The sequence below is a fragment of the Saprospiraceae bacterium genome (genome assembly GCA_016713025.1).
Classification (GTDB): Bacteria; Bacteroidota; Bacteroidia; order Chitinophagales; family Saprospiraceae; genus OLB9.
Genome location: JADJPZ010000004.1, coordinates 3,194,887 through 3,215,835, shown reverse-complemented (window position 1 = coordinate 3,215,835; position 20,949 = coordinate 3,194,887). Strand labels below are relative to the sequence as shown.

Here is a 20,949-nt window from a genome sequence, read left to right as displayed (position 1 = left end):
ATAATATTAACTAATGTACAGGTTGTGGATTAATTACCACCATCCCACCACATTTTGGTCATGAACTTATCTCCACCCATTCTGTCTACTGCGGTTTTGTAGTTGGCTGGATTTGAACCTGCTTCACTTTCCCAGTATCTGAGTCTTCTAGGGATTTCATTAGCTTCTTCTCTGTTTGGATCTTTTGTAGGCACCAATGCAGGAATACCGGTTCTTCTCCAGTTGCTCCATGCTTCGATATCATCGAGCCAGGTAGCTGCCCAATATTCTTCACTAATCAATTTTAATCTGTCGGCAGTATTGGCCGCAGCAAACTTTCTTCCGGAGATGTAAGTTGTCACATCTGCAGCCGATCTGGCAAATGATGGATCAAAAGCCGTCCATTGGTTGATAGCAGCAGTGACACCATTGTTGAAGTGAGTTTCAGCGTTTGTAGTGATCCATCCTCTTACTGCAGCCTCTGCACACAATAATTCAGTCTCTGCAGCAGTGATTAAGATATAAGGATCCTGCCAATCAAGATATTTAAGATTTAGCATTGAAAAGATTCTATTACCATCTTTGTCAAATGCAGCAGCATCTGCAGCAGAAAGCACTGGTTTGATGTTAGCAGATGTATATCCATTTGGCATACCTTTTTGAGCAGCAGGATCTACATTCCATGTCTTATCGTCTGCTGGAGTGCCTGTTCCACCTGATACAATCATCAATCTTGGATCTTTGTTAGTTACCATCCAGTCAACAAATGTTTTGCTTAGTTTACAGTCATTTGAATATTTATAAGTATTCCAGTATCCGTCATTCAAACCATTTCTGTTGACTCCCTGAGGACCAGCAAGATACTTGATGGTTCCATTATCTGCATTGGATGTAATTCCACCGGAAGTAAAAGCTTCAGTAAAAACTGCCTTCCCGGTTGCTTCATCTTTCTTTTGCATACGCATACCGATACGCATTAAAAGTGAATTGGCAAATTTTTTCCATTTTGCTATATCACCACCATAGATAGGGTCTTGTTTTCCAAGGCTTCCACCAGCTGCGTTTAATTTGTCACGTGCGGCTTTTACATCTTTTACAAGGGCTGTATAGACATCTTTTTGATTCTCATACTTAGGAAACCAGTTTTCCTGATTTTCCAATCCATATCCGGCCTGAGTATAAGGAATATCTCCATACAAGTCTGTCATTCTGTGCATATTGAATGATCTCACAAGAGTGGCCGCAGCATTCAGGTTCGCTTGTTTTGCATCACCGTTTGTTTTGGAAATAACCTGAGAAAGCAATCTTATCACATCCGTAAATTGTCTTTCCATGTAGGCGCCACTATATCCTGAATTGTAAAAATATTTATCACCACTGAAATAACCTGCTGTAGAAGCTGTGTGCTGAATCATAGGTGCTGCATATAGCATCAATGCCCTTGTATTTTCATATTCACCACCTACTCTGAGTGTACCCAATGTGAATAAATACTGCATATCAATATCTGTTACTGCGTTTGGATCGACGTTCAGGTCGGCCAGTGCATCTTTGCTGCATGAATCAACCATAACTATAAACGAAGCAATCATGCAAAACTTTAAAAATATACTTTTCATATTGTCTTTTTTTATTTTATACATTAAATAATATGTCTTAAAAATTGGCCTGAAGATTGATACCAAAGTTTCTTGTCAATGGCATTGCAAAAAATTCAAGACCCTGAGCTGCACCTGATGAATTATAAGCAGATTCAGGATCAATGTTTGGAACATTTGACCATAAAAGTGCCAGGTTACGACCTACTATCGAAAGTGATAACGACTCAAATGGAGTTTTTGACAATACACTTGCCGGTATTCTGTAACCAAATGATAATTCTCTCAATTTACCATAAGAAGCATCATAAGTAAGGTACTCAGTGATATCTGAATATCTTGACCAATAGTTATCTACTTTATCAGCAGGTATGGTCACATTGATAGGAGTAGTACCATCAGCTAATACTCCACTCACTTTCAGAGTGCCATCTCTTCCTTCCAATGTTTCCTGATGCAGACCCCATCTGTAAGCCAACCAGTTAGTTCCTGAAAATATTTTACCTCCTGCACGCATATCGATCAGGAAAGAAAGGTTGAAACCTTTATAACTGAATGAATTGGATAGACCGGCTGAAGTTGGATGTATACCTGTACCAAGGATTTCAACATCAGCACTTTTTACAGGATATCCGTTTTCATCATATACTTTTACACCCTGAGCATTAGTTCTGTGTTTCCATCCTACAAGTGTTCCGATCGGTTGTCCTACTATATTTCTGACTCTTTCGCCCTGACGGACTCTGGATTCTTCCAAATTGATCAATTGAATGTCTTCACCTTTTGCATTTTTTCCTAAATTAATGGCTTTGCTTATGTTATTTGCAAAGTTAAGAGATGCATCCCAGGTAAAGTTATCATTTCTGATGATGTTTGCAGATAGTAATAATTCAACTCCTTTATTGGATAGCTCCCCGATATTGACCAAAGTGCTTCCAAATCCTGAAGTAGCTGAAATACCTGCTGCAAGGATGTCATCTGTAGTCTTTCTGCTGTAGTAGGCAATATCCAATCCGAATCTGTTATCTAAAAACCTCATATCCGCTCCGATCTCTAACTCAGTGGATGTGTAAGGTTTAAGCCCCTGGTTTGGAATTGAGCCTTGAGAAATTTGTGCCAGGTTAGCACCATCATGACCTGTTCCTACTAAATTGTAAGTAAGTCCAAGTGCATAGGGATTAGGTGCACCACCACCTACCTGCGCCCATGAGGCTCTTACCTTTGCAAAAGAAAATAATGAAGGTAGCTTCACTGCTTCTGACAATATTGCACTCACACCAGCAGATGGGTAGAATAAAGTATTGTTTTCTTTAGGAAGTGTAGAGAACTGATCCTGACGACCGGTAAGATTTAAATATAACCATGAATTGTATCCAATATTGGCTTGTCCAAAAATAGAGTTTGTACCAAATGCGCTGTATCCATAATTAACGGTTGGGGCTTCCACATTTCTTACACTATGGACGAATGGTACTACCAGGTTGTTTCCACCGCCACCTTTTGTTTCATTATATGTTCTTGATTTGGTCCCTCCAGCCATATAATCCAGAGAAATCAATCCAAACTTTTTCTCACCACCTACGAAGATGTCAAAATTGTCTTGTCTTACATTTTGGAAACTCTCATTATAATCTCCTCGTGCTTTGTATGCTGTACCGTATGCTTCGCTGCTTGCAGCATCCCTGTTGGTAAGATCTGTACCTACTCTACCCATCACATACAACCAGTCAGTGAGATCATATCTTGCAGATGCATTTCCGAGCAACCTGTTGGTTATATCGCTTCTGAAGAACTGATATGCAGCCCAATAAGGGTTTGTTGCAAAAGTATTACCTTGATATCTTAGTTCTGTTCCATCAGCAAGAGCACCAAACTTGTCCGTTTCTCCTTTTATTACGCTGTAAGGTATATTACCCGCTTTGGTGGTTACAGTAAAGTTTGCATTACCCGGAGAATCTGAAAGTCTTGGTCTGTTTTTGACATTTTGGAATGTATATTGAGTGGTTAAGTTCAGTGTTAACTTTTTCATCTGACTATTGATACTCAGATTGGCAGTATGTCTTCTGAAACTTGCATTGGGCATGATGTCAGAATTGCTCAAATCAGATAGGGCCAGACGATATGTACCTGTTTCATTACCGCCACTGAATGCCAAAGAATTGTTGTAAGTAGCCCCAGTTCTGTAGAAATCATTGATGTTTTCACCAAGGTGGGAGTACGGTCTGGTTTTTCCATCAAACTGCACTACCTGGCTACCGTCAAATTTTGAACCCCAAGCAAAGCTGGAGTTATCTAAAGCTTCCATTTGTGTTGTTGGTTTTTTACCATCGATACCTTGTCCATATTGATTTTGGAAATCAGTCCTGTCTATTGCCTTATCCGTTGTAATATTGGAATTGAACTGGATGCCCATACCTTTTCTGGCTTTACCGGATTTTGTGGTTATGAGTATCACACCATTTGCTGCTCTTGCACCATAGAGTGCTGCTGCGGTATTTCCTTTTAGAACAGACATACTCTCAATATCATCAGGATTGATTGCTGACAATCCGTCACCACCATCATTACCACCCCAAAGTCCTGCCTGACCAAAGTTGCCGCTTTCCATTGGCACTCCATTGATGACGTAAAGAGGCTGGTCATTTCCACCTAAATTAGACCCACCACGAATCACCACTCTGGTAGATCCTGCAGCTCCTGAAGCTGGTGGTGCGACGCTAACACCTGCAATCTTACCGGTAAGTGCGTTACCTACATTGGCTGTTCTTACCTCCTGAAATTTTTCTCCACCCAACTGGGTTACGGAAAATGGAAGTGCTTTTTTCGCTCTGTTCATACCAAAGGCTGTCACTACGACTTCTTCTAAGGCTGTACCTTCAGTCAATGATACTGTAAGTCCTGACTCAGTACCTGTAACATTGATATCCTGAGTGGTAAAACCAATGTAAGAAACCTCAAGTACAGCTGGTGTCTTGGTCAGTTTCAGACTGAAATTACCGTCTACATCCGTGATGGTACCATTTGAAGTACCTTTTTCGAGTACTGACGCTCCGATCAATGGAGAGCCATCTTTGTCTGATGTGATAGTACCTGATACCATCTGAGCGTTGATACTCAATGTTGCCATCACCATCATCAGACATGAAACAAAAGTTTTCGCTTTATCAAAACGAAAAACTTTGTCCGCCAAATTTTGCATAAAAAGTTTTGTCATGCTTTAATGAATTTTAATTGTTAATATTTGATGATTAAAAAGATTTTACAAAATACAATTAATTGACTTCTAATCAATTACAAAAATTAAAGAGTCACTTCCTGTTGTCGCCTACACTACTTAACGTAACGTTAACACAAAATGCTGCGTCAAATGTAATAATGTTTGAATTAAATGAAAAATATTTTTACAAATATTTTATATTTGTTCACGTGCACAGCATAACTGTTCGCATGCACAATCGGATTAACAACATTAAAATTGCTTGTATTCAAAGCGATGTCGCATTTTCTTTGCTAAAATGTGTAAATCAGAAAATATTCAAAATTACACCCAAATATATGGTACTAAGAAATAAAATGTTCTATTTAGATTTTAACAAATTTTCCAACTTTAAGTCTTGAATTAGTGACCGCCATCAAAGTATATGTTCCCGGTTTCAAAGCTGATATGTCTATAACATGTGATGATGGGGTCGGACTAATTATTATGCGTCCAGTGATATCTGTTATTTTTAATTGCTCAATTACCGAATCATTATCATTTTTAATACTTATATTGTCTCCAGCCGGATTGGGTATTATTTTAATGGTACGATTTATGAATATATCATCTGACGCAGATATAGATGAGCAGGTTTCGTCAATATATTTTTTTGTCGTTGTGCGCAGTCCGGGTAGTTTGACATAGAGATTTTGTCCCGGACATTGTGTATAGTTGGGGCTACATCCGTCCTGATGTCCGGATATATGCTGCATAAATCCAGTATGCGACACTATTGCAGAACTACCTTCCGGAGTGATGTTTTCTTTACATGCTTTCCAGGAGAATAATCTGGTAAGGGCAGCGACCATAGCATCGGTGGGTTGTGCTACTTCAAAATTTCCAAGCAGACATGCTGCCATGGAATTATTATTATACCCACACATGTGCGCACCTCGTACGTTGTCTCCGCCTCCTCTTCCTTCATAGATCACACCATTAGGGTCAATTAGCCAGTTGTAACCTACATCTGACCATTTATTGGTATTGACATGAAAATCAAAGATAGCGGCAACTACTCCGGCCCAGTTATTACTGACATTAGTCCCGGCACTATGATGGACTATAAGGTGGGTTACTTTAGTATATACAGGTGGTCCAATAAATATATCTCCATTCAATCTGAATCCTACTCCCCATGAAGTCCTGGGCACATAATCTGGTTGTGGGCACGGGCACACAAAGTGTCTTGGGCTTGCCTTTTTTATGATGTGCTCATTGATAGAAGCTTCCATTTGCGGGACAAACACTCTGATGGCCCCTGTTACATGAGCACTTATATGTTCAGACAATGTCAATTGTAAAAGACACTTTCCCGCTTCATCCGGCTTCAGGTATAAAAGTTCGCTCACAAATCTGTTTTTCTGATCAGGGTCGTCTCCAAATGGCAAAACCTGTCGATACAATTTTTTTGTCGTAAAGGATGCCTGAATGGTAAGTGGGCTGACATCCTTCCCTTCCAGATAAAAAGATACTCCTATAAAGTCTCCTACAAAGAGACCGCTAAGATCTATTGTCTGTATAATGACCTTTTCCTGACTTCCGTCCCATTGAAATGGAATGGTTTTGCTCCAATGCTGAGAGTATAATTCAACACTCAGACAAATGAAAAGTAGTACAGATAAATTTCTCATGCAGATGTAATGCTTAATTGTGGAGCAATTTAAGGATAGAATTTGAACTAAGCATAAACTGGATATGAATTATTATTTTTCTTTTATTTCTACTTTGTCAACTTAGGAATTATCAGGAAAATCTTCATACAGGTTATCAGTTTGATTATTTTTAAAGTGCCGTTGAATATCCTTTTCTCGCTGTATGTGCCTGTGGAGCATCTGTATTATTTCATCTTCCATGCTTACACCTTGAGACAGGAGTAAAGCAATAGTCTGCAGCCTGACATCTCTTGCTGATAGTAGTGGTATTCCTTCCTTTTTCCCTGCCGCTTTTTGAGAATAAAATGCATGGCCATCATCACTAATGCCATGTGGTGATACCATGAATTGTATTTTCTCACCTGATAGTCGGCCATTCCTAACTCTCCTATATTATCTTGAAACGATCGCTCAATCCAATATCTCTGACCTTGCATGTAAGCTAATTCTTCAATGCTTTTTTCCCTATTGTAAAGTTACTCACCGAGAATTTTATTTTGTTACTATCCTTTCTTATGATCAATGTCCTTTTATGAGTTTTTTCCGATTTACTATCCCAGACCCATACTGTTTGGATATGGAACAAGGCCTTCAGCCAACCTTTCGTACCTTTGCGCCATTCGACTTGGGTGAAATCATTCTTAATCAATGTTTTATAATAATCTTCTACTTTTATTGACTTTTGTTCATTGGTTAGTTTAACGATCTGTTTACCCTTTTTTGTCACTCGCTTTTCAACCAACACTTCCGGTTCTGTAAGGTAAATATGTTGATTCGTTTTTACGTCAAGTACAAACTTCTTTCCTTTTTTGTCAAGTGTATTTGCAAATTCATACCCCTGACCATACAGCGAATCTGCGCCTATCCATCCGTATTCTATCCCATTGTTGTCCAATTCTTCAATCAGATCTATGGCAAGTTGCACCTTAGTAGCATATTTAATATCTTTCTTTGGCACACCTGCCTTAATGCATCTTTTCTCATCATCTGTCCACTCCTTTGGAAGATATAAACGAGCATTAACCAAACTTACTTTTTCTCCGCTTCCTAAGGAAGCAAATACCCCCGTTTGTGAATTTTCGATCTTACCCTCATTTCCATTGTATTGTCTGGAAACTCCAACAGAGTGTTTACCTGATTTTTTATTACTATTTTCATCAATGTTTAAAGCTTGAAGCTTTGTATCTCCTAAATCTGAATTTACTTTTTTAGCAACGTCCATCATGAGTTGCGAAGCACTCAGGGTGAGTCTGTGATAAAGTGTTGTTGAGATTGATATTGTGCTTTTGACTTCTCCACCATTCGTTCGATATTGCGTTTGGAACGTTCTGCACAGAACAAACCTTCAAGATATTTGACGGAATTTTCGCAAAGGTCAATGGTCTTTAATTTGAAAACTGATTGATAATCAATGACATGCGTCCAAAGATCGCCATCCTTGACGACCTGAAAAATTTCATAAAGGGTGTTTTTTGTGTTCTTAAAAAGTCGTTTTTGTTACTGCCGTTCCTAAAGGTAAGGAATATTTGACAGGTAAAAAACAACAATACAAATATACAAAATATTTACAATATACTGATTATCTGATTATTAAATTTAACAAAGTAGAATTATGGAAGGTCTTTACCATCATGGATCATGATCTCTATAACCCTACAAACAAAGTGACTCCTTTTGCATCATAAGCAGAAAAAGGAAGTAAAACCACTTTATCAGAATCAGCAAATAATATTTTCGATATTTTTGGATAAAAATGATATACCAATCTGGTAGATAAAATACCTGTTCCTGCACCAGCGACAACATCGCTCAACCAGTGTTTGTTATTTCGTATCCTCAGATATCCTGTAGTAGCAGCAATAATATAACCCGACGAAGCTAATAATTTGGATTTGTCTTTATACTCTTGCCAGAAAAATTCTGCTCCTACAAAGGCATTGGAAGTATGTCCGGAAGGAAAAGAGTGAAAATCACTATTGTCAGGACGGGCTCTGGAAGTAATTTTTTTTGTCGGGTATACTAAAACAGCATTCAGTCCGGTAGACATAAGATAAATCAGCGCCTTGTCCCGCAACCTGTTTTTTGAAAGTACTCCTCCCCAACTCAAAGCAAGGTTACTAACTAGTGGAGCATAAATAAGATAATCATCTGCTGTAGTCTCCTGATATCCGGATTGATTGTCACGTATGTCAAAGTCGATATCCCGAATAGATGGTACAAACATACTTGTGATACCATAAGAAACACAAGTGGCAGGGAAAATATAATTTGTGAATGATTGCTTTTTTAAGTTTTCAATTTTCAAAGAATCATCATCAGCTACCTGACCTACAGCAATGTGGACAAAGAAAATCAGTGTAACTGAAAAAGAAGCATTTCGGATATTGATATGATCAAATTTTTTCATACTTCCTTACGGGGAAACACCTGCAGGTAATCCAGAAAATAAAGCACTCTTACAGAAAAGCTATTGGTCTGCAATGAGTCAAAAAGTCCTCCGAGATTGGAGAAATAGTCTCTTTGATACTCTTTGTCATTGTTGAAGATCTGATTTTTCCATACAAAGATGATGTCGCTGCCGGGAGCAAATCGCCAGTTGTACTGAAGATCTACATTAAATATATTGACATTTCTGTCGAAGATTGGTTCTGCTTTTTCATTTAACCCATTGTAGGTGATGATATCCGGATATCCTTTATCATTGAGGGCACCAAATTCCTGATACCTGACCTTATCCCAATAGTGTCTGATTCGGACATTGATCCCCATGACACTATTAAAAATATATCTGCCGGTGAGTGAGTTTTCCATGATGGTCCTGTTCCTATGACCTACCAGAATATCATTGGATCCAAGACCTTCAATAGGCCTGCTATCAATATTTTTATTAACATAACCCGGTTCAAAACGGATAAGGGACAAGGCCATGTTCATAAAAACAGACATTCTGTCACTAAACCTGAACCTGGGACTAAAACTTGATGAAAAATTTCTCCTGTGCTCAGCATCAAAATATCGATAATTAGCATTGATATCAAAAGCAAAAGGCTTGCGATAATCCGTAGAAATAAATCCTCCGAGCATATAATTGGGAGTCCAGGATACGTACTTTGAAAAATCAACTGTTCTTGGTTCAAAATAATCGCGCGTTTCAAATGGCTCTATTCTGGCATTGATTCCAAATGCATTTCTGCTTTTAAACAAGAAGAAGCTTCTGATAATTGTATAAAAATCACTGAAAACAGAAGGTTTGTATAATCTGGAATATGTAGTATTAGCTCCTATTTCATATAGTTGAAGTTTTTCATTTTTTGGTTTGTATTGTGCGTATTGACCTTCCATATTATAGAATACTTCATTGGGACTATACAGAAAACCAAGATCATTGGGATTATATTTTTCAGATTCTACACCGTGCGTAAAACTATAAGTCCAGTTGCCACTTATTTTTCCAAGTTCCAGATTGTATGTAAAACCTCTTTCAGTTCCAGTGGAGTAAATTTGATTAGCTAATACTCCTGAACCACCTACCATGTATTTCTGATTAGCGCTCCTGATATTAAAAAATCCACCTGTGACATTAGCATCATAATCACTTCCTAACCGATATACATTGGTATTGACCAAACTTACATAAGAGTTATTTTTTAGATTCTGATCCAATACAAAAACGTTGTAGTTGGTCATAGGATTGGTTTTTATCTGCCTTTCTACGCCATCATTGGATCGGATGAGAGCAAATTCTTCACTCACCAATGCATTAAAAGCTCCGATACCCAGTCCATTTGAAGTGCGCCCTGAGACCTTCGTTGCATTAAAAAGCTGACTCGTTTCCGGATTATTGACGATAGTTTCTCCTTCTTTTAGCTGAGAGTTCACTTGGTTATAATGTATAGGTCTTCCTCCGATTCTTCTGGAATAAAATAGTCTTCCTCTGTTAAACAGCTCTGTGCCTTCTGTAAAAAACTGTCTGTTGTCTTCAAAAAAAACTTCAAACGGACTCAGGTTGAGCACCTGTCTGTCTGAAATGACCTGACCAAAATCAGGAATCAATGTCATATCCAAAGTAAATGCATCATTGATCCCGTATTTCAGATCGAGTCCTGCACTATAAGCAGTCCCTGAGGACAATTTCTTTTGGTTTGAACCAGGATCATAAGTAGTATTGACATACCCTGACAAATAAGGTGTAAGGGACAATCTAACCGGTGATTTGATATTATTGATGCCGGTGACAGAACCGGATTGTTGTACCCATCCTGAGACGGTAGGATCAATGGGAGACCAGTAGGATGTCTCACGAAATCTGCGTATCTCTCTTGCAAACTGTACATTCCATTCTTGAATATCAACAGATGGGAACCTCAGTGATGAATAAGGGATTTTGATCTCCACATACCATCCTTTAGCATCCTGAGAGACAGCGCTTTCCCAGACAGCATTCCAGTTGCTATCATCCTTATGATTGGTTACTACTCCTTCTTTTTGTACACCTGAAGCAGTAACAAAAAAATTGAACCCGTTGATACCACTTTTATATGTATCAAAAAATACACCGAAATAGTCCGCATTGCCCATTTGATCTCTTAGTGACAATTCTTTCAGGATTTTTTGCGATTCAGGATCAAACATTCGGGCACCGATATACACCGCATTGTTGTCATATAAAAAAAAGGCCTCTGTTACAAATGTTGCAGACAAACCCGGTGTTGGTTCAGTTTGAATAAAATCTGTAGCTACTTGAGCATTTTTCCAGACTTCCTCATCCAGCACACCATCCATCTTTATAGCTTCATTGATACGAAGTGCATTAAGCTTTTTATCAGGATTTGATGCTGTAATCGCACCTGTGCATAAGGAAAATAATAGGATAAGGTATAAAAATCTGACTTTCAAAATGATATTTTTAGAAAAACTGCACAAAGGTATGAAGTTAATATTTTAAAACAAGATAATGTGTAATTTGTTATCCCCACCTTAATTTTCTATTCTTAGGAGAATTGTCTATTTTTCAATTTTACCATCACATGCTCCAAAGCCTATGCGTATGCCATCCTTTTCGCACCATCCGCGCATGACGACGGTATCGCCATCATTGATAAATCTTCGCTGGGTCCCGTCCGGCATTTCGATGGGTTTTGTTCCTTTCCAGCAGATTTCGAGCATAGATCCATATGAATCCGGGGTCGGTCCACTGATCGTACCGGAAGCCATAAGATCACCAACCCTGACATTACAGCCATTGACAGTGTGGTGGGCCAATTGTTGACACATATTCCAGTACATATATTTAAAATTTGACTCTGAGACTCTTTGTGATTCTCCATATTCCGTATTGATATCAACAGTCAGATGGATGTCATAGTTTTTTGGTCCTTTGGATTGCAGATAAGGTAGTGGTGTTGGATTTTGCTCAGGTCCGGCAGTCCTGAAAATCTTCAGAGCTTCGAGAGTGACAATCCAGGGAGATAGCGTGGAAGCAAAATTTTTTGCCAGGAATGGACCCAAAGGTACGTACTCCCATTTCTGTATATCGCGTGCCGACCAGTCATTGAAGAGCATAAGCCCAAAGATATATTCTTCAGCATTGTCAACCGAAATGGATTCTCCCAGGGCACTGTTTTTTCCGATTACAAATGCCATTTCAAGCTCAAAGTCCAATTGTTTAGTGGGGCCAAAGACAGGCTGTGTAGCTCCATCAGGCATTGTCTGACCACTTGGTCGCTTGATATCTGTACCGGATACTACGATGGATGACGCCCTGCCATGATATCCTACCGGGAGATGCAGCCAATTGGGCAGCAATGCATTAGCAGGGTCTCGGAACATCACACCAACATTGGTAGCATGCTCGCGGCTGGAGTAAAAATCTGTGTAATCGCCTATTTCAATGGGCAATAACATTTCTATCTCATTGGTCGGAATCAAGATCTGTTTGTTTTCACGTGAAAGCTGATCTAACATTCCACCTGTATCTAAAGACTCCTGAAGTATTTTACGGACTGTATTGGGGATGCTTTTTCCTAAAGCAATAAAGGGATTTAGTTTGTCAGATTTAAAAATATTTTGGGGTAATGTAACTTTACTAAACAATCCTGCCTCCATACATTGATGCAAATCAATTATTATATTGCCCACACGTGTACATGCTGCCAGGTAGTCTGAGTTGGTTTTTCTAAATATCCCAAAAGGTATATTATGAAGGGTAAAATCGTTATTTTCAGGTATCTCTATAAAACTCTTCATACGAATATATTTGCAATCCGATCATTATGAATACTAGTCAGATTAATTACTTATGGTCTGTTTTTGGCATACTATTTATTCTGTAGAAAACACCGAAACTCAACAAATAATCTGCAAAAGCCGAGTCTCCATTGCGAGGCATGCCTGTCTGTTTTTCTGTTGCCAAATCTGTGACACTTTGTGGTCTTTCGCGGCGAAGAGCGATCGGAACACTGAAACTTATCGATACATTTCCCTTCATATAATTTATTGAAGGCTCAACGGATAATATATTTCCTGGTCGCCTGAATCCTTGACTTCCACCTATCAGGTCATTTACAGGAATGCCTTCATATCTTGCTCCGAGTCCAACACCAAGTGTATGATTAAACCCATAATTTAACCCGATACGCGCTGAAAACTGATCTGTTACAGACATGATTGATTCATTGGCCAATAAAGGACTTAAAGTTTCTCTGAAGGTTCTGACACCATTGGTTTCCTTCGGGCTAAATAAATAGAATCCAGTACCGTATATGGAAAATTTTGATGAAATCTTTCTGTAAAATTGTATGTCGACTGAAGGACCAAAGCCGCCGTCACCAGGTTGTATAGACTGATCAACAGGTCTTACTTCCGATGTCTTATTAATGCCCACATTATAAAAAATGTCTGAGGCGTTAAAAGATCCGGTTGGTAGTTTTAGTCCAATCCCAAAAGCTATATTACCTTTGCTATATTGCTCCGGATTAAGTAACCAATAGCCAATACCCACCCTAATATCTGCCAACCCTCTCGAAAAAGAACTATGTCTTTCAGTTCGGCCATGTTCGTAGAGCGAAGATCTTTCATAGATAGCATACGGTAAATTAATATTTGTATATATCCTTTGACTTAATCCATAATTAATTGAAAATTCAAATCCATTTGAATAATTTATTACTTCGGTGCCATTGGCTACCCTGTCCGCTTCTTCGTGAGTACCTCTATAATGTCTGAAAGATTTAAAATATCTGTAGTTGAACCCAATCTGGGCTTCGCCTTTCTGAAGAATATTGGAAGCTAATCCACCACCTGTACAAGTGGACATTTGCCTGATGGCCACACACCCCTGGGCTGTGAGCTCAAAATTAGAAAGTATTAGAAATACCGCCAATGTAAAAGTTTGACAATTAAATTTCATTATATATTTATTCTTTTGGTTCTAACTTTTTAAAAATTTATCCGAAACTTGAATACTAAAAATAGCTATTTTAAAAATGATCTCTTGCCATTTCATATACAGATCAATAATTTTGCGGTATGTATCCATTCAAAAAAACAGCATTGGCAAAAAGCAGAAGTCCCTTGTCCCAAAATCCCCTGAATAGTGGATTGTCCACCATAAAAATAGCCTGACCTGACCCATTGGATTGTACGGCAAAAGAAACAGATTCAGCAAGTCTTGGCTTCATACTATGTCCTACAAATCCAAAAATATCATAAATTTTGGGCACATGAATGACATTCCAAAGTCCTTTTTGCAACGCAAATGTGGCAGAAGAAGTTTTTAGGCTATAATAGGTTTTGCCAAGACCATAAGCAAGTGGATGGCTATCATCTACTTTATTTTTTACTATAGCACCTGCTGTTCCTTTGCTGATATTGCGTCTCTCAAGTCCTTCAAAGTCATTTAATCTGGCTTCAAGATCCAGTTTTCTATCCTGTGACTCAGCTGCTTTTTTATCATCATCGGTAGCAAATGTTTCAAAATTTAAACCCTTTTTGCCCGAAAATTGCTGGACTGCTCCTTCTATAACGATGAGCCTTCCGCCGTTTTTGGTCCATTCATCAAGTTTTTTATATTTGTCATCATTGATGGAGTAACCACCATCAGGGAGAATAATGGTATTATAGTCTGCAAAATTAATTCTGTCAAAACGATCCCATTCTACGGTACTGACAGGATAATTTAATGTCTTATCAAAATAATGCCATATCTCACCACAAGAGTTGGAACTGATACCCCTACCTGAGAATGAAAGTACTTTTGGTGACTGTATGATCTGATAATTTCCTCCACCCAAATCTCCGCCTTTATCAGAAAATCCAGTGTAATGTCTTACAAAGTCGAAGATTTTGTACTCTTCAGCCAGTTTTTCTATGGCGCTTTCAAAATCATTTTTCCTTTTATTATCGTCACGGGTGACCATGATGGTGCCTTTTTCTATTTTTTTACCATGGAAAAGTGACTCAGCAACCGCCATCCTCACTTTAAAACCATGTTGGTGCAATTGTCCCAGTAACTGAGCTGACCTGAGGTCATTCCAGGGGATTTGATATGCAAAGACAGGAGCGGAATTTTTTTTGACCTCAGGCTTGATAGGCTCAACCGATCCAGAAACATCTATTTTGGGCAAAGATGAAAATGCATAACATTCCAGTCCGTAAGCAAAAGGTAATGCCCATGCAGTGATGTCATAAGTTGCTGAATCTGACAGTATAGGTTCTTCTTCCATCAATACCTGAAGTAATAATGATCGTGATTGATTGGCAGAAATGACCATGTCACCACTTGAAATTTCAAAGGACTTAATGGCTTTTGACTGATAGTGATAAGCACTCGCATTTGAATTTTTAGTAGCAAAACCATATTTGATCCCACTATTGTCAAATATTGCAGCAAGTCTGGACATAGATGGACTTTTTTTAAGTACATATCCTTTGTATTTGCCGACCGGGTTCTGTACACTCTGTTTATAATAAGCTTTAAAATTGCTAATAAGTCTTTCAGCATTTTTTGAAGCGACTTCTACAGTGGACAATCCGACAGCTGTATTATGATCGATTTTGTCCTGAATGGTCAATGTGTCTCCATTGCTTAAAAGTATTGCCCTACCCGATGAACTATTACCTGCTTGCTCATAGGTCATGCCTATGGCGCCACTGTAGCTTGGATAGGTATCTCCATAAGATGGATAAAGTAGATCAAACCGCTCCCGAGTCCAGTACAACCATCCGTTTTTATCGAAATAAGTGGCATGATTTTTACCAATCTCAAGTTGAAATTCTCTTTGAAAGGGTGTGACATATTGATGCATTGGCTCTGCTGCCGGAGCGAAAAAATAATTAGAATTATATCCCATCTCATGAAAATCTGCGTGCACATGAGGCAGCCATTGATTATAGACTAAGATCCTTGATTTGGTCTCTTGTTGTGTATGCCATGCCCAGTCTCTGTTGAGATCATACATATAATGGTTGTATCGTCCTGATGGCCAGGGTTCCATATGTTCGCGGTCCATAGCACCAGGATGGATGTTATTTCCTGAAGCATTCTTCAAAAAATGCACGTATCTGTCATATCCATCAGGGTTAAGGCTTGGGTCAAGTATGATCACGGTATTTTTTAACCATTCTTCTGCTTTGGGATTGGTCAGCAATTGATACATGATATTGATGGCACTCTCAGTTGTTCCTGCTTCATTTCCATGTACACCAAAACTACACCATAACAATGCTTTTTCGATGGATTGCGCTGGTTTTTGAGGTGATACACCGGCGCTATTAAGGTTGGTCAGTCGTATATTTTCAAGGTTTTTAAGGTTTTCGGCCGTAGAAATGAAGGAAAGATACATGGGTCTTCCTTGAGATGATTCTCCATATTGGGTCAACTGAAGCTGATCGCTTTGTTGATCAGCATATTTGATATATTCTATGATTTGGTGGTGTAATGAATGTTGTTTGCCATAGTGTTTAAAATATTGGTCGGGAGACAAAATACTTTTTTGGCTTACAAGAACCACAGATATTAAAAAAAAACAGAAAAGAGATAAGGATGATTTCATTATTCAGTAGGTATATTTGAGCGCCAAAGGTAAAAAAATATACGATTTATCCGGTTTTTAGTTTTAGTCTTATAAAAAAAGTATTTTTAGTCTATGAGTATGGTAGTGCTCTGACTAGATAATAGGTTCAAATTAAAATGGGCGTTATTTTTTTTGAAGATCAAGACAAAAAGCAAGAAGAGCGTAAAGAAATCGTCGCAAAAGATTTTAGCTCTGAATTGTGGCCACTGTGCCACAGTTAGGACAAATCCTACGGTGAGTATTTTTAACTCAGATATTCGGATAAAGAACCACATTTAATTAAGTTCTTTATCTAGTCAGAGCAGAAGTGTAATTAGTGAATGCACCATTAGATGACAAACTATGTCATTTGTAGTTTCTTAGAGCTAGAACATCTTATAGTGAGTCGAAAATATTATTCAAAAAATTATAATCATAATGTATTGTAAGTTAATTAATTATGATTTTAAAATATTGGCTTTCAATTTTCTGTTTAGTATGAAAAAGTGAAAGGCTTTTTATTGCCCCAACTCAATCACCACTTACAGGTGCTAACTCAACGACGAGACCGTTTAAGTTTTCTGCTATATACAATTGACAACCTAATCTAGAGTTGGATTTTACAAAGAAAGCCTGATCAAGCATATTTTCTTCGTCTTCTGATGGTTCTGACAGCTCGTGATCGCTCAATACATATACATGGCATGATGCGCACAACGCCATTCCACCACATATACCTTCCACTGGTAATTCATATGATTTGCAGACTTCCATGACATTCATGGCCATATCCGTAGGAGCTTCGAGACAATGTTCAGCTCCATCTCTATCTATTACTGTAAGACTTATTATATTATCCATCAGGATTTTTTCAGATTTATGGCTCAAAGATAAGATGGATTTATTACTCTTGTGTGACTCTTGTCACAATATGAATGAATGGGATAAAGTAATGACTGCATTTCTTGCAAAAATACACTAACTCCTTACTCAAATCCATTGACACCTGATACTGTAGTGTACTTAAAGGACAATTTCTGGTCTGGATAGATATATTTAAATGCCGACTGGACCATCAGCGTACCCTCATGGAAGCCGCATAAAATCAGCTTCAGCTTACCTGAATACGTATTGATATCACCGATTGCATATATACCTGGTACATTGGTACTGTAATCATAAGTATCAACCACAATAGCATTGTCCTTAATTTCAAGACCCCAGTCTCCGATAGGCCCAAGTTTGGGAGCTAAGCCAAATAAGGGTATAAAATAATCAGCAATATAAGGATAATTGTCCTTTCCTTCTTCTTCAATGATGACTTCCTGTAACATACCGTTTCCGTTCAGCCCGATGGCCTGTGCATTGGTGATGAGATGTATCTTTCCAACATTAGCCAGTTCCATTACTTTTTCAACAGAATCCAGCGCTCCTCTGAAAGAAGTTCTGCGGTGTATAAGTGCCACTTCTGCTGCAATATCAGACAGTATGATGCTCCAATCCAGGGCAGAGTCACCGCCTCCAGCTACAAGTACTTTTTTACCTCTGTATTTTTCAGGATCTTTGATGATGTAGTCTACACCTCTGTCTTCAAAGTGGTCAATATTGTCAATAGGTGGTTTTCGTGGTTCAAAACAACCTAAACCACCAGCTATTGCAACTACGGGTGCGTATATGATTGTGCCTTTGCTGGTGGTAAGTTTGTAAAGATTATCTTCCGTTTTTTCCAGTTTTTCTGCTCTTTCTCCTAGTGTAAATTCCGGTTTGAAAGGCTCGAGTTGTTTCATCAGATTGTCGACAAGATCGCTGGCGAGAACACTTGGATATCCAGGTATATAATAGATAGGTTTTTTAGGATATATTTCTGTAAGCTGTCCTCCAGGCTGTCCGAGAGAATCTACAAGATGGCATTTTAACTTGAGCAGTCCGGCTTCAAAAACTGTAAATAATCCTACAGGACCTGCTCCAATAATAAGTATGTCAGTCTTAAACATTTTAAATATCTAATAGCATTAAAGTCAATATTCAATAAATAGCCATTTTAACAATTCGGCTTCAAATAAAGTTGCAAAACTACTTTCAAATTGATGTACTACCCAATATCAAATTCAAAATTTTTATCATCTTTTTGAACAAATCACATGAAAGAGGAGATATTTGCAAATTGAAAGTACTAAATATTTGAAATATGATCACCAATATTCTGGTAGGCATCATTATTCTGCATCTCATTGCAGGATTTGGATTTGTATTGTGGAAACTCAACGGACCTGCAAAGGATGATGAAGAAAAAGATCTTTAAATATCATCCATTTCATCTTCATTCAAAATTTGTACAATTGATGAATATTCTTCTAAAAGAGATTTTATAGTGAATAGAAATTATTATGCGAAAGAGCAAATCATAATGTATTGTAGATTAAATAATTATGATGTTAATTTAGACATTCAATTTTCTGTTTGGTATAATGTTGAATAATACATCATTGTAATAATCTAAAGAGAGTAATTCCAAATACTTTGAATAGATCTTTTTCAAAATGGCAAAAATTGTAATTTGTTGTGCAAACAAATGCTCAATAATGAAGGATTGCTTACCTTTAACTCGGATTATGCATTAGAACTTCGTCATGAGAAGCTAAAATGCAATAAATCAGCTATTTATATTCGAAAAGCGTAGCACCGCTACGGTTACAGAAGAAAAATTGTCCGCAGCGGCGGATTCTGATTTAAAGCAGTTTAGCTTCGGAATAGACTTTCTAATGCATAATTCGGGTTTAAACCTGAATTACATAATAGCTTATAAATATGCTTTCTAAAACCTATGCTTCTGCGGTTCATGGTGTTGAAGCACAGACTATCACTGTGGAGGTCAACGCTGGTGGCAATGTAGCTGCCGGAAAACAGATGTATTGGTTGGTAGGTTTACCTGACAATGCCGTAAAAGAAGGCTGGCAAAGGATAGAAGCATCCATAAAAAACATCGGTTTGCAAGTCCCACGTGTCAAATTGGTGGTCAATCTGGCACCCGCAGATATCAGGAAAGAAGGATCCTCTTATGACCTGCCCATAGCTATGGGTATTCTGGCATCAACCGGACAAGTCAGTGCCACTGAACTTGATAAAGTGATATTTATGGGCGAACTGGCCCTTGATGGTGCTTTGCGTCCGATCAAAGGTGCCCTTCCTATAGCGATTCAAGCCAGGAAAGAAGGGTTTAAGTCCTTTATTTTGCCCAAAGAAAATGCGAGAGAAGCGGCCATCGTGAATGGTATAGCAGTCTATGGGATCGAAAACCTAAAGGAAGCGATAGATTTTATGAATGGGGACATCGAAATGAAGCCTGTGGAATATGATACCCGGGAAGTATTTGCAGATACGAGTAACCAGTATGCTATCAATTTCAGTGACGTAAAAGGTCAGGACAATATCAAAAGAGCTCTGGAAATTGCTGCTGCTGGTGGACACAATGTCATACTGATTGGTCCACCTGGTGCCGGAAAAACTATGCTTGCGAGACGACTGCCTACGATCTTGCCACCGTTAAACCTACATGAAGCTTTAGAAACCACAAAAATCCATTCAGTAGCAGGAGTTTTAGGTGCTAATTCATCACTTGTCACCGAACGACCATTCAGGTCACCTCATCATACCATCAGCGATGTCGCACTCGTTGGCGGTGGATCCAATCCCAACCCAGGCGAAATATCCCTTGCCCACAATGGAGTATTGTTTCTTGATGAGTTACCCGAATTCAAGCGACAGGTACTGGAAGTCATGCGTCAACCTATGGAAGAAAGGCGAGTCACTATCTCAAGGGCAAAAGTATCAGTGGACTATCCTTCCAGTTTTATGCTCATAGCTTCTATGAATCCATGTCCTTGTGGATTCTACAATCATCCGGAGAAAGAATGTGTGTGTGGCCCCGGAGTAGTTAAAAAATATCTGACTAAAATTTCAGGCCCGCTTCTGGACCGTATAGACCTGCATGTGGAAGTGACACCAGTCTCTTATGACGAACTAGCAAATCACGAATACAAAAGTGAAACAAGCGAACAAATTGTGGAGAGGGTCATCAGGGCCCGTGAAATCCAGAATGAAAGATTTAAGGATCAGCAAGGTATCTTCTGCAATGCTCAGATGCCTAGTCGTATGGTCCGTGATGTGTGTGAATTGACACCTGCTGGAGCAAATCTTTTGAAGACAGCGATGACACGGCTGCAACTCTCAGCCAGAGCATATGACAGAATACTTAAAGTGGCGCGTACAGGTGCTGATCTCGCGGGAAGTCCTGATATCAAAATCGAACATCTGGCCGAAGCCATCCAGTATAGAAGTTTGGATAGAGAAGGATGGTCTGGTTGATTAAACAAAGTAATCAGAAATACCCCTGTTGATGTTAAAGTTTA

13 protein-coding genes are annotated in these 20,949 nt (G+C 38.6%); 1 reads left to right on the top strand and 12 read right to left on the bottom strand.

Going from position 1 to position 20,949, the window contains the following annotated elements:
• Positions 1 to 29 precede the first annotated feature (29 nt).
• The 12 genes from IPK35_20070 to IPK35_20015 form a co-directional block, all read right to left on the bottom strand.
• Positions 30 to 1,598 carry a SusD/RagB family nutrient-binding outer membrane lipoprotein gene (locus IPK35_20070; protein MBK8055501.1) on the bottom strand — a complete coding sequence of 523 codons (1,569 nt, stop codon included), beginning with the start codon at positions 1,596 to 1,598 and terminating at the stop codon, positions 30 to 32.
• Positions 1,599 to 1,635: 37 nt separating this feature from the next.
• The gene (locus IPK35_20065) at positions 1,636 to 4,713 is read right to left on the bottom strand and encodes a SusC/RagA family TonB-linked outer membrane protein (protein MBK8055500.1); all 3,078 of its coding nucleotides are present in this window, start codon (positions 4,711 to 4,713) and stop codon (positions 1,636 to 1,638) included.
• Between the two features lie 446 nt (positions 4,714 to 5,159).
• Positions 5,160 to 6,467 carry an N-acetylmuramoyl-L-alanine amidase gene (locus IPK35_20060; GenBank protein MBK8055499.1) on the bottom strand — a complete coding sequence of 436 codons (1,308 nt, stop codon included), beginning with the start codon at positions 6,465 to 6,467 and terminating at the stop codon, positions 5,160 to 5,162.
• A 102-nt stretch (positions 6,468 to 6,569) separates the two neighbouring features.
• Entirely contained in the window at positions 6,570 to 6,833 is a 264-nt protein-coding gene (locus IPK35_20055) for a hypothetical protein (GenBank protein MBK8055498.1), read from the bottom strand.
• Positions 6,834 to 6,930: 97 nt separating this feature from the next.
• A complete protein-coding gene (locus tag IPK35_20050) occupies positions 6,931 to 7,713 on the bottom strand; it encodes a transposase (GenBank protein ID MBK8055497.1) in 783 nt (260 codons plus the stop codon).
• Between the two features lie 420 nt (positions 7,714 to 8,133).
• Positions 8,134 to 8,895, bottom strand: coding sequence for a phosphatase PAP2 family protein (locus IPK35_20045; protein ID MBK8055496.1), 762 nt, complete (start codon positions 8,893 to 8,895; stop codon positions 8,134 to 8,136).
• Positions 8,892 to 11,384 (bottom strand): carbohydrate binding family 9 domain-containing protein, encoded by a 2,493-nt coding sequence (locus IPK35_20040; protein MBK8055495.1) that lies wholly within the window; start codon positions 11,382 to 11,384, stop codon positions 8,892 to 8,894. The genes IPK35_20045 and IPK35_20040 overlap by 4 nt, the downstream gene beginning before the upstream one ends.
• Before the next feature lie 108 nt (positions 11,385 to 11,492).
• On the bottom strand, positions 11,493 to 12,734 hold the full coding sequence (gene fahA, locus IPK35_20035) for a fumarylacetoacetase (GenBank protein MBK8055494.1): 1,242 nt from the start codon (positions 12,732 to 12,734) through the stop codon (positions 11,493 to 11,495).
• Positions 12,735 to 12,780: 46 nt separating this feature from the next.
• Positions 12,781 to 13,896: a hypothetical protein gene (locus IPK35_20030; GenBank protein MBK8055493.1), complete on the bottom strand. Its 1,116-nt coding sequence runs from the start codon at positions 13,894 to 13,896 to the stop codon at positions 12,781 to 12,783.
• Between the two features lie 103 nt (positions 13,897 to 13,999).
• Entirely contained in the window at positions 14,000 to 16,540 is a 2,541-nt protein-coding gene (locus tag IPK35_20025) for a hypothetical protein (protein MBK8055492.1), read from the bottom strand.
• Between the two features lie 531 nt (positions 16,541 to 17,071).
• Entirely contained in the window at positions 17,072 to 17,401 is a 330-nt protein-coding gene (locus IPK35_20020; protein ID MBK8055491.1) for a 2Fe-2S iron-sulfur cluster binding domain-containing protein, read from the bottom strand.
• Between the two features lie 125 nt (positions 17,402 to 17,526).
• Positions 17,527 to 18,534 carry an NAD(P)/FAD-dependent oxidoreductase gene (locus IPK35_20015; GenBank protein ID MBK8055490.1) on the bottom strand — a complete coding sequence of 336 codons (1,008 nt, stop codon included), beginning with the start codon at positions 18,532 to 18,534 and terminating at the stop codon, positions 17,527 to 17,529.
• Between the two features lie 814 nt (positions 18,535 to 19,348).
• On the opposite strand from IPK35_20015, the gene IPK35_20010 reads away from it, so the two are divergent.
• Positions 19,349 to 20,905 carry a YifB family Mg chelatase-like AAA ATPase gene (locus IPK35_20010; GenBank protein ID MBK8055489.1) on the top strand — a complete coding sequence of 519 codons (1,557 nt, stop codon included), beginning with the start codon at positions 19,349 to 19,351 and terminating at the stop codon, positions 20,903 to 20,905.
• Positions 20,906 to 20,949 lie beyond the last annotated feature (44 nt).

Excerpts from the sequence above, each read along its gene's own strand:
- IPK35_20020 (MBK8055491.1), bottom strand. The coding sequence starts at position 17,401 with ATGGATAATATAATAAGTCTTACAGTAATAGATAGAGATGGAGCTGAA.
- IPK35_20045 (MBK8055496.1), bottom strand. The coding sequence starts at position 8,895 with ATGAAAAAATTTGATCATATCAATATCCGAAATGCTTCTTTTTCAGTT.
- IPK35_20050 (MBK8055497.1), bottom strand. The coding sequence starts at position 7,713 with ATGATGGACGTTGCTAAAAAAGTAAATTCAGATTTAGGAGATACAAAG.
- IPK35_20065 (MBK8055500.1), bottom strand. The coding sequence starts at position 4,713 with ATGATGGTGATGGCAACATTGAGTATCAACGCTCAGATGGTATCAGGT.
- IPK35_20015 (MBK8055490.1), bottom strand. The coding sequence starts at position 18,534 with ATGTTTAAGACTGACATACTTATTATTGGAGCAGGTCCTGTAGGATTA.
- IPK35_20010 (MBK8055489.1), top strand. The coding sequence starts at position 19,349 with ATGCTTTCTAAAACCTATGCTTCTGCGGTTCATGGTGTTGAAGCACAG.
- IPK35_20055 (MBK8055498.1), bottom strand. The coding sequence starts at position 6,833 with ATGGTATCACCACATGGCATTAGTGATGATGGCCATGCATTTTATTCT.
- IPK35_20025 (MBK8055492.1), bottom strand. The coding sequence starts at position 16,540 with ATGAAATCATCCTTATCTCTTTTCTGTTTTTTTTTAATATCTGTGGTT.
- IPK35_20070 (MBK8055501.1), bottom strand. The coding sequence starts at position 1,598 with ATGAAAAGTATATTTTTAAAGTTTTGCATGATTGCTTCGTTTATAGTT.
- fahA (MBK8055494.1), bottom strand. The coding sequence starts at position 12,734 with ATGAAGAGTTTTATAGAGATACCTGAAAATAACGATTTTACCCTTCAT.
- IPK35_20030 (MBK8055493.1), bottom strand. The coding sequence starts at position 13,896 with ATGAAATTTAATTGTCAAACTTTTACATTGGCGGTATTTCTAATACTT.
- IPK35_20060 (MBK8055499.1), bottom strand. The coding sequence starts at position 6,467 with ATGAGAAATTTATCTGTACTACTTTTCATTTGTCTGAGTGTTGAATTA.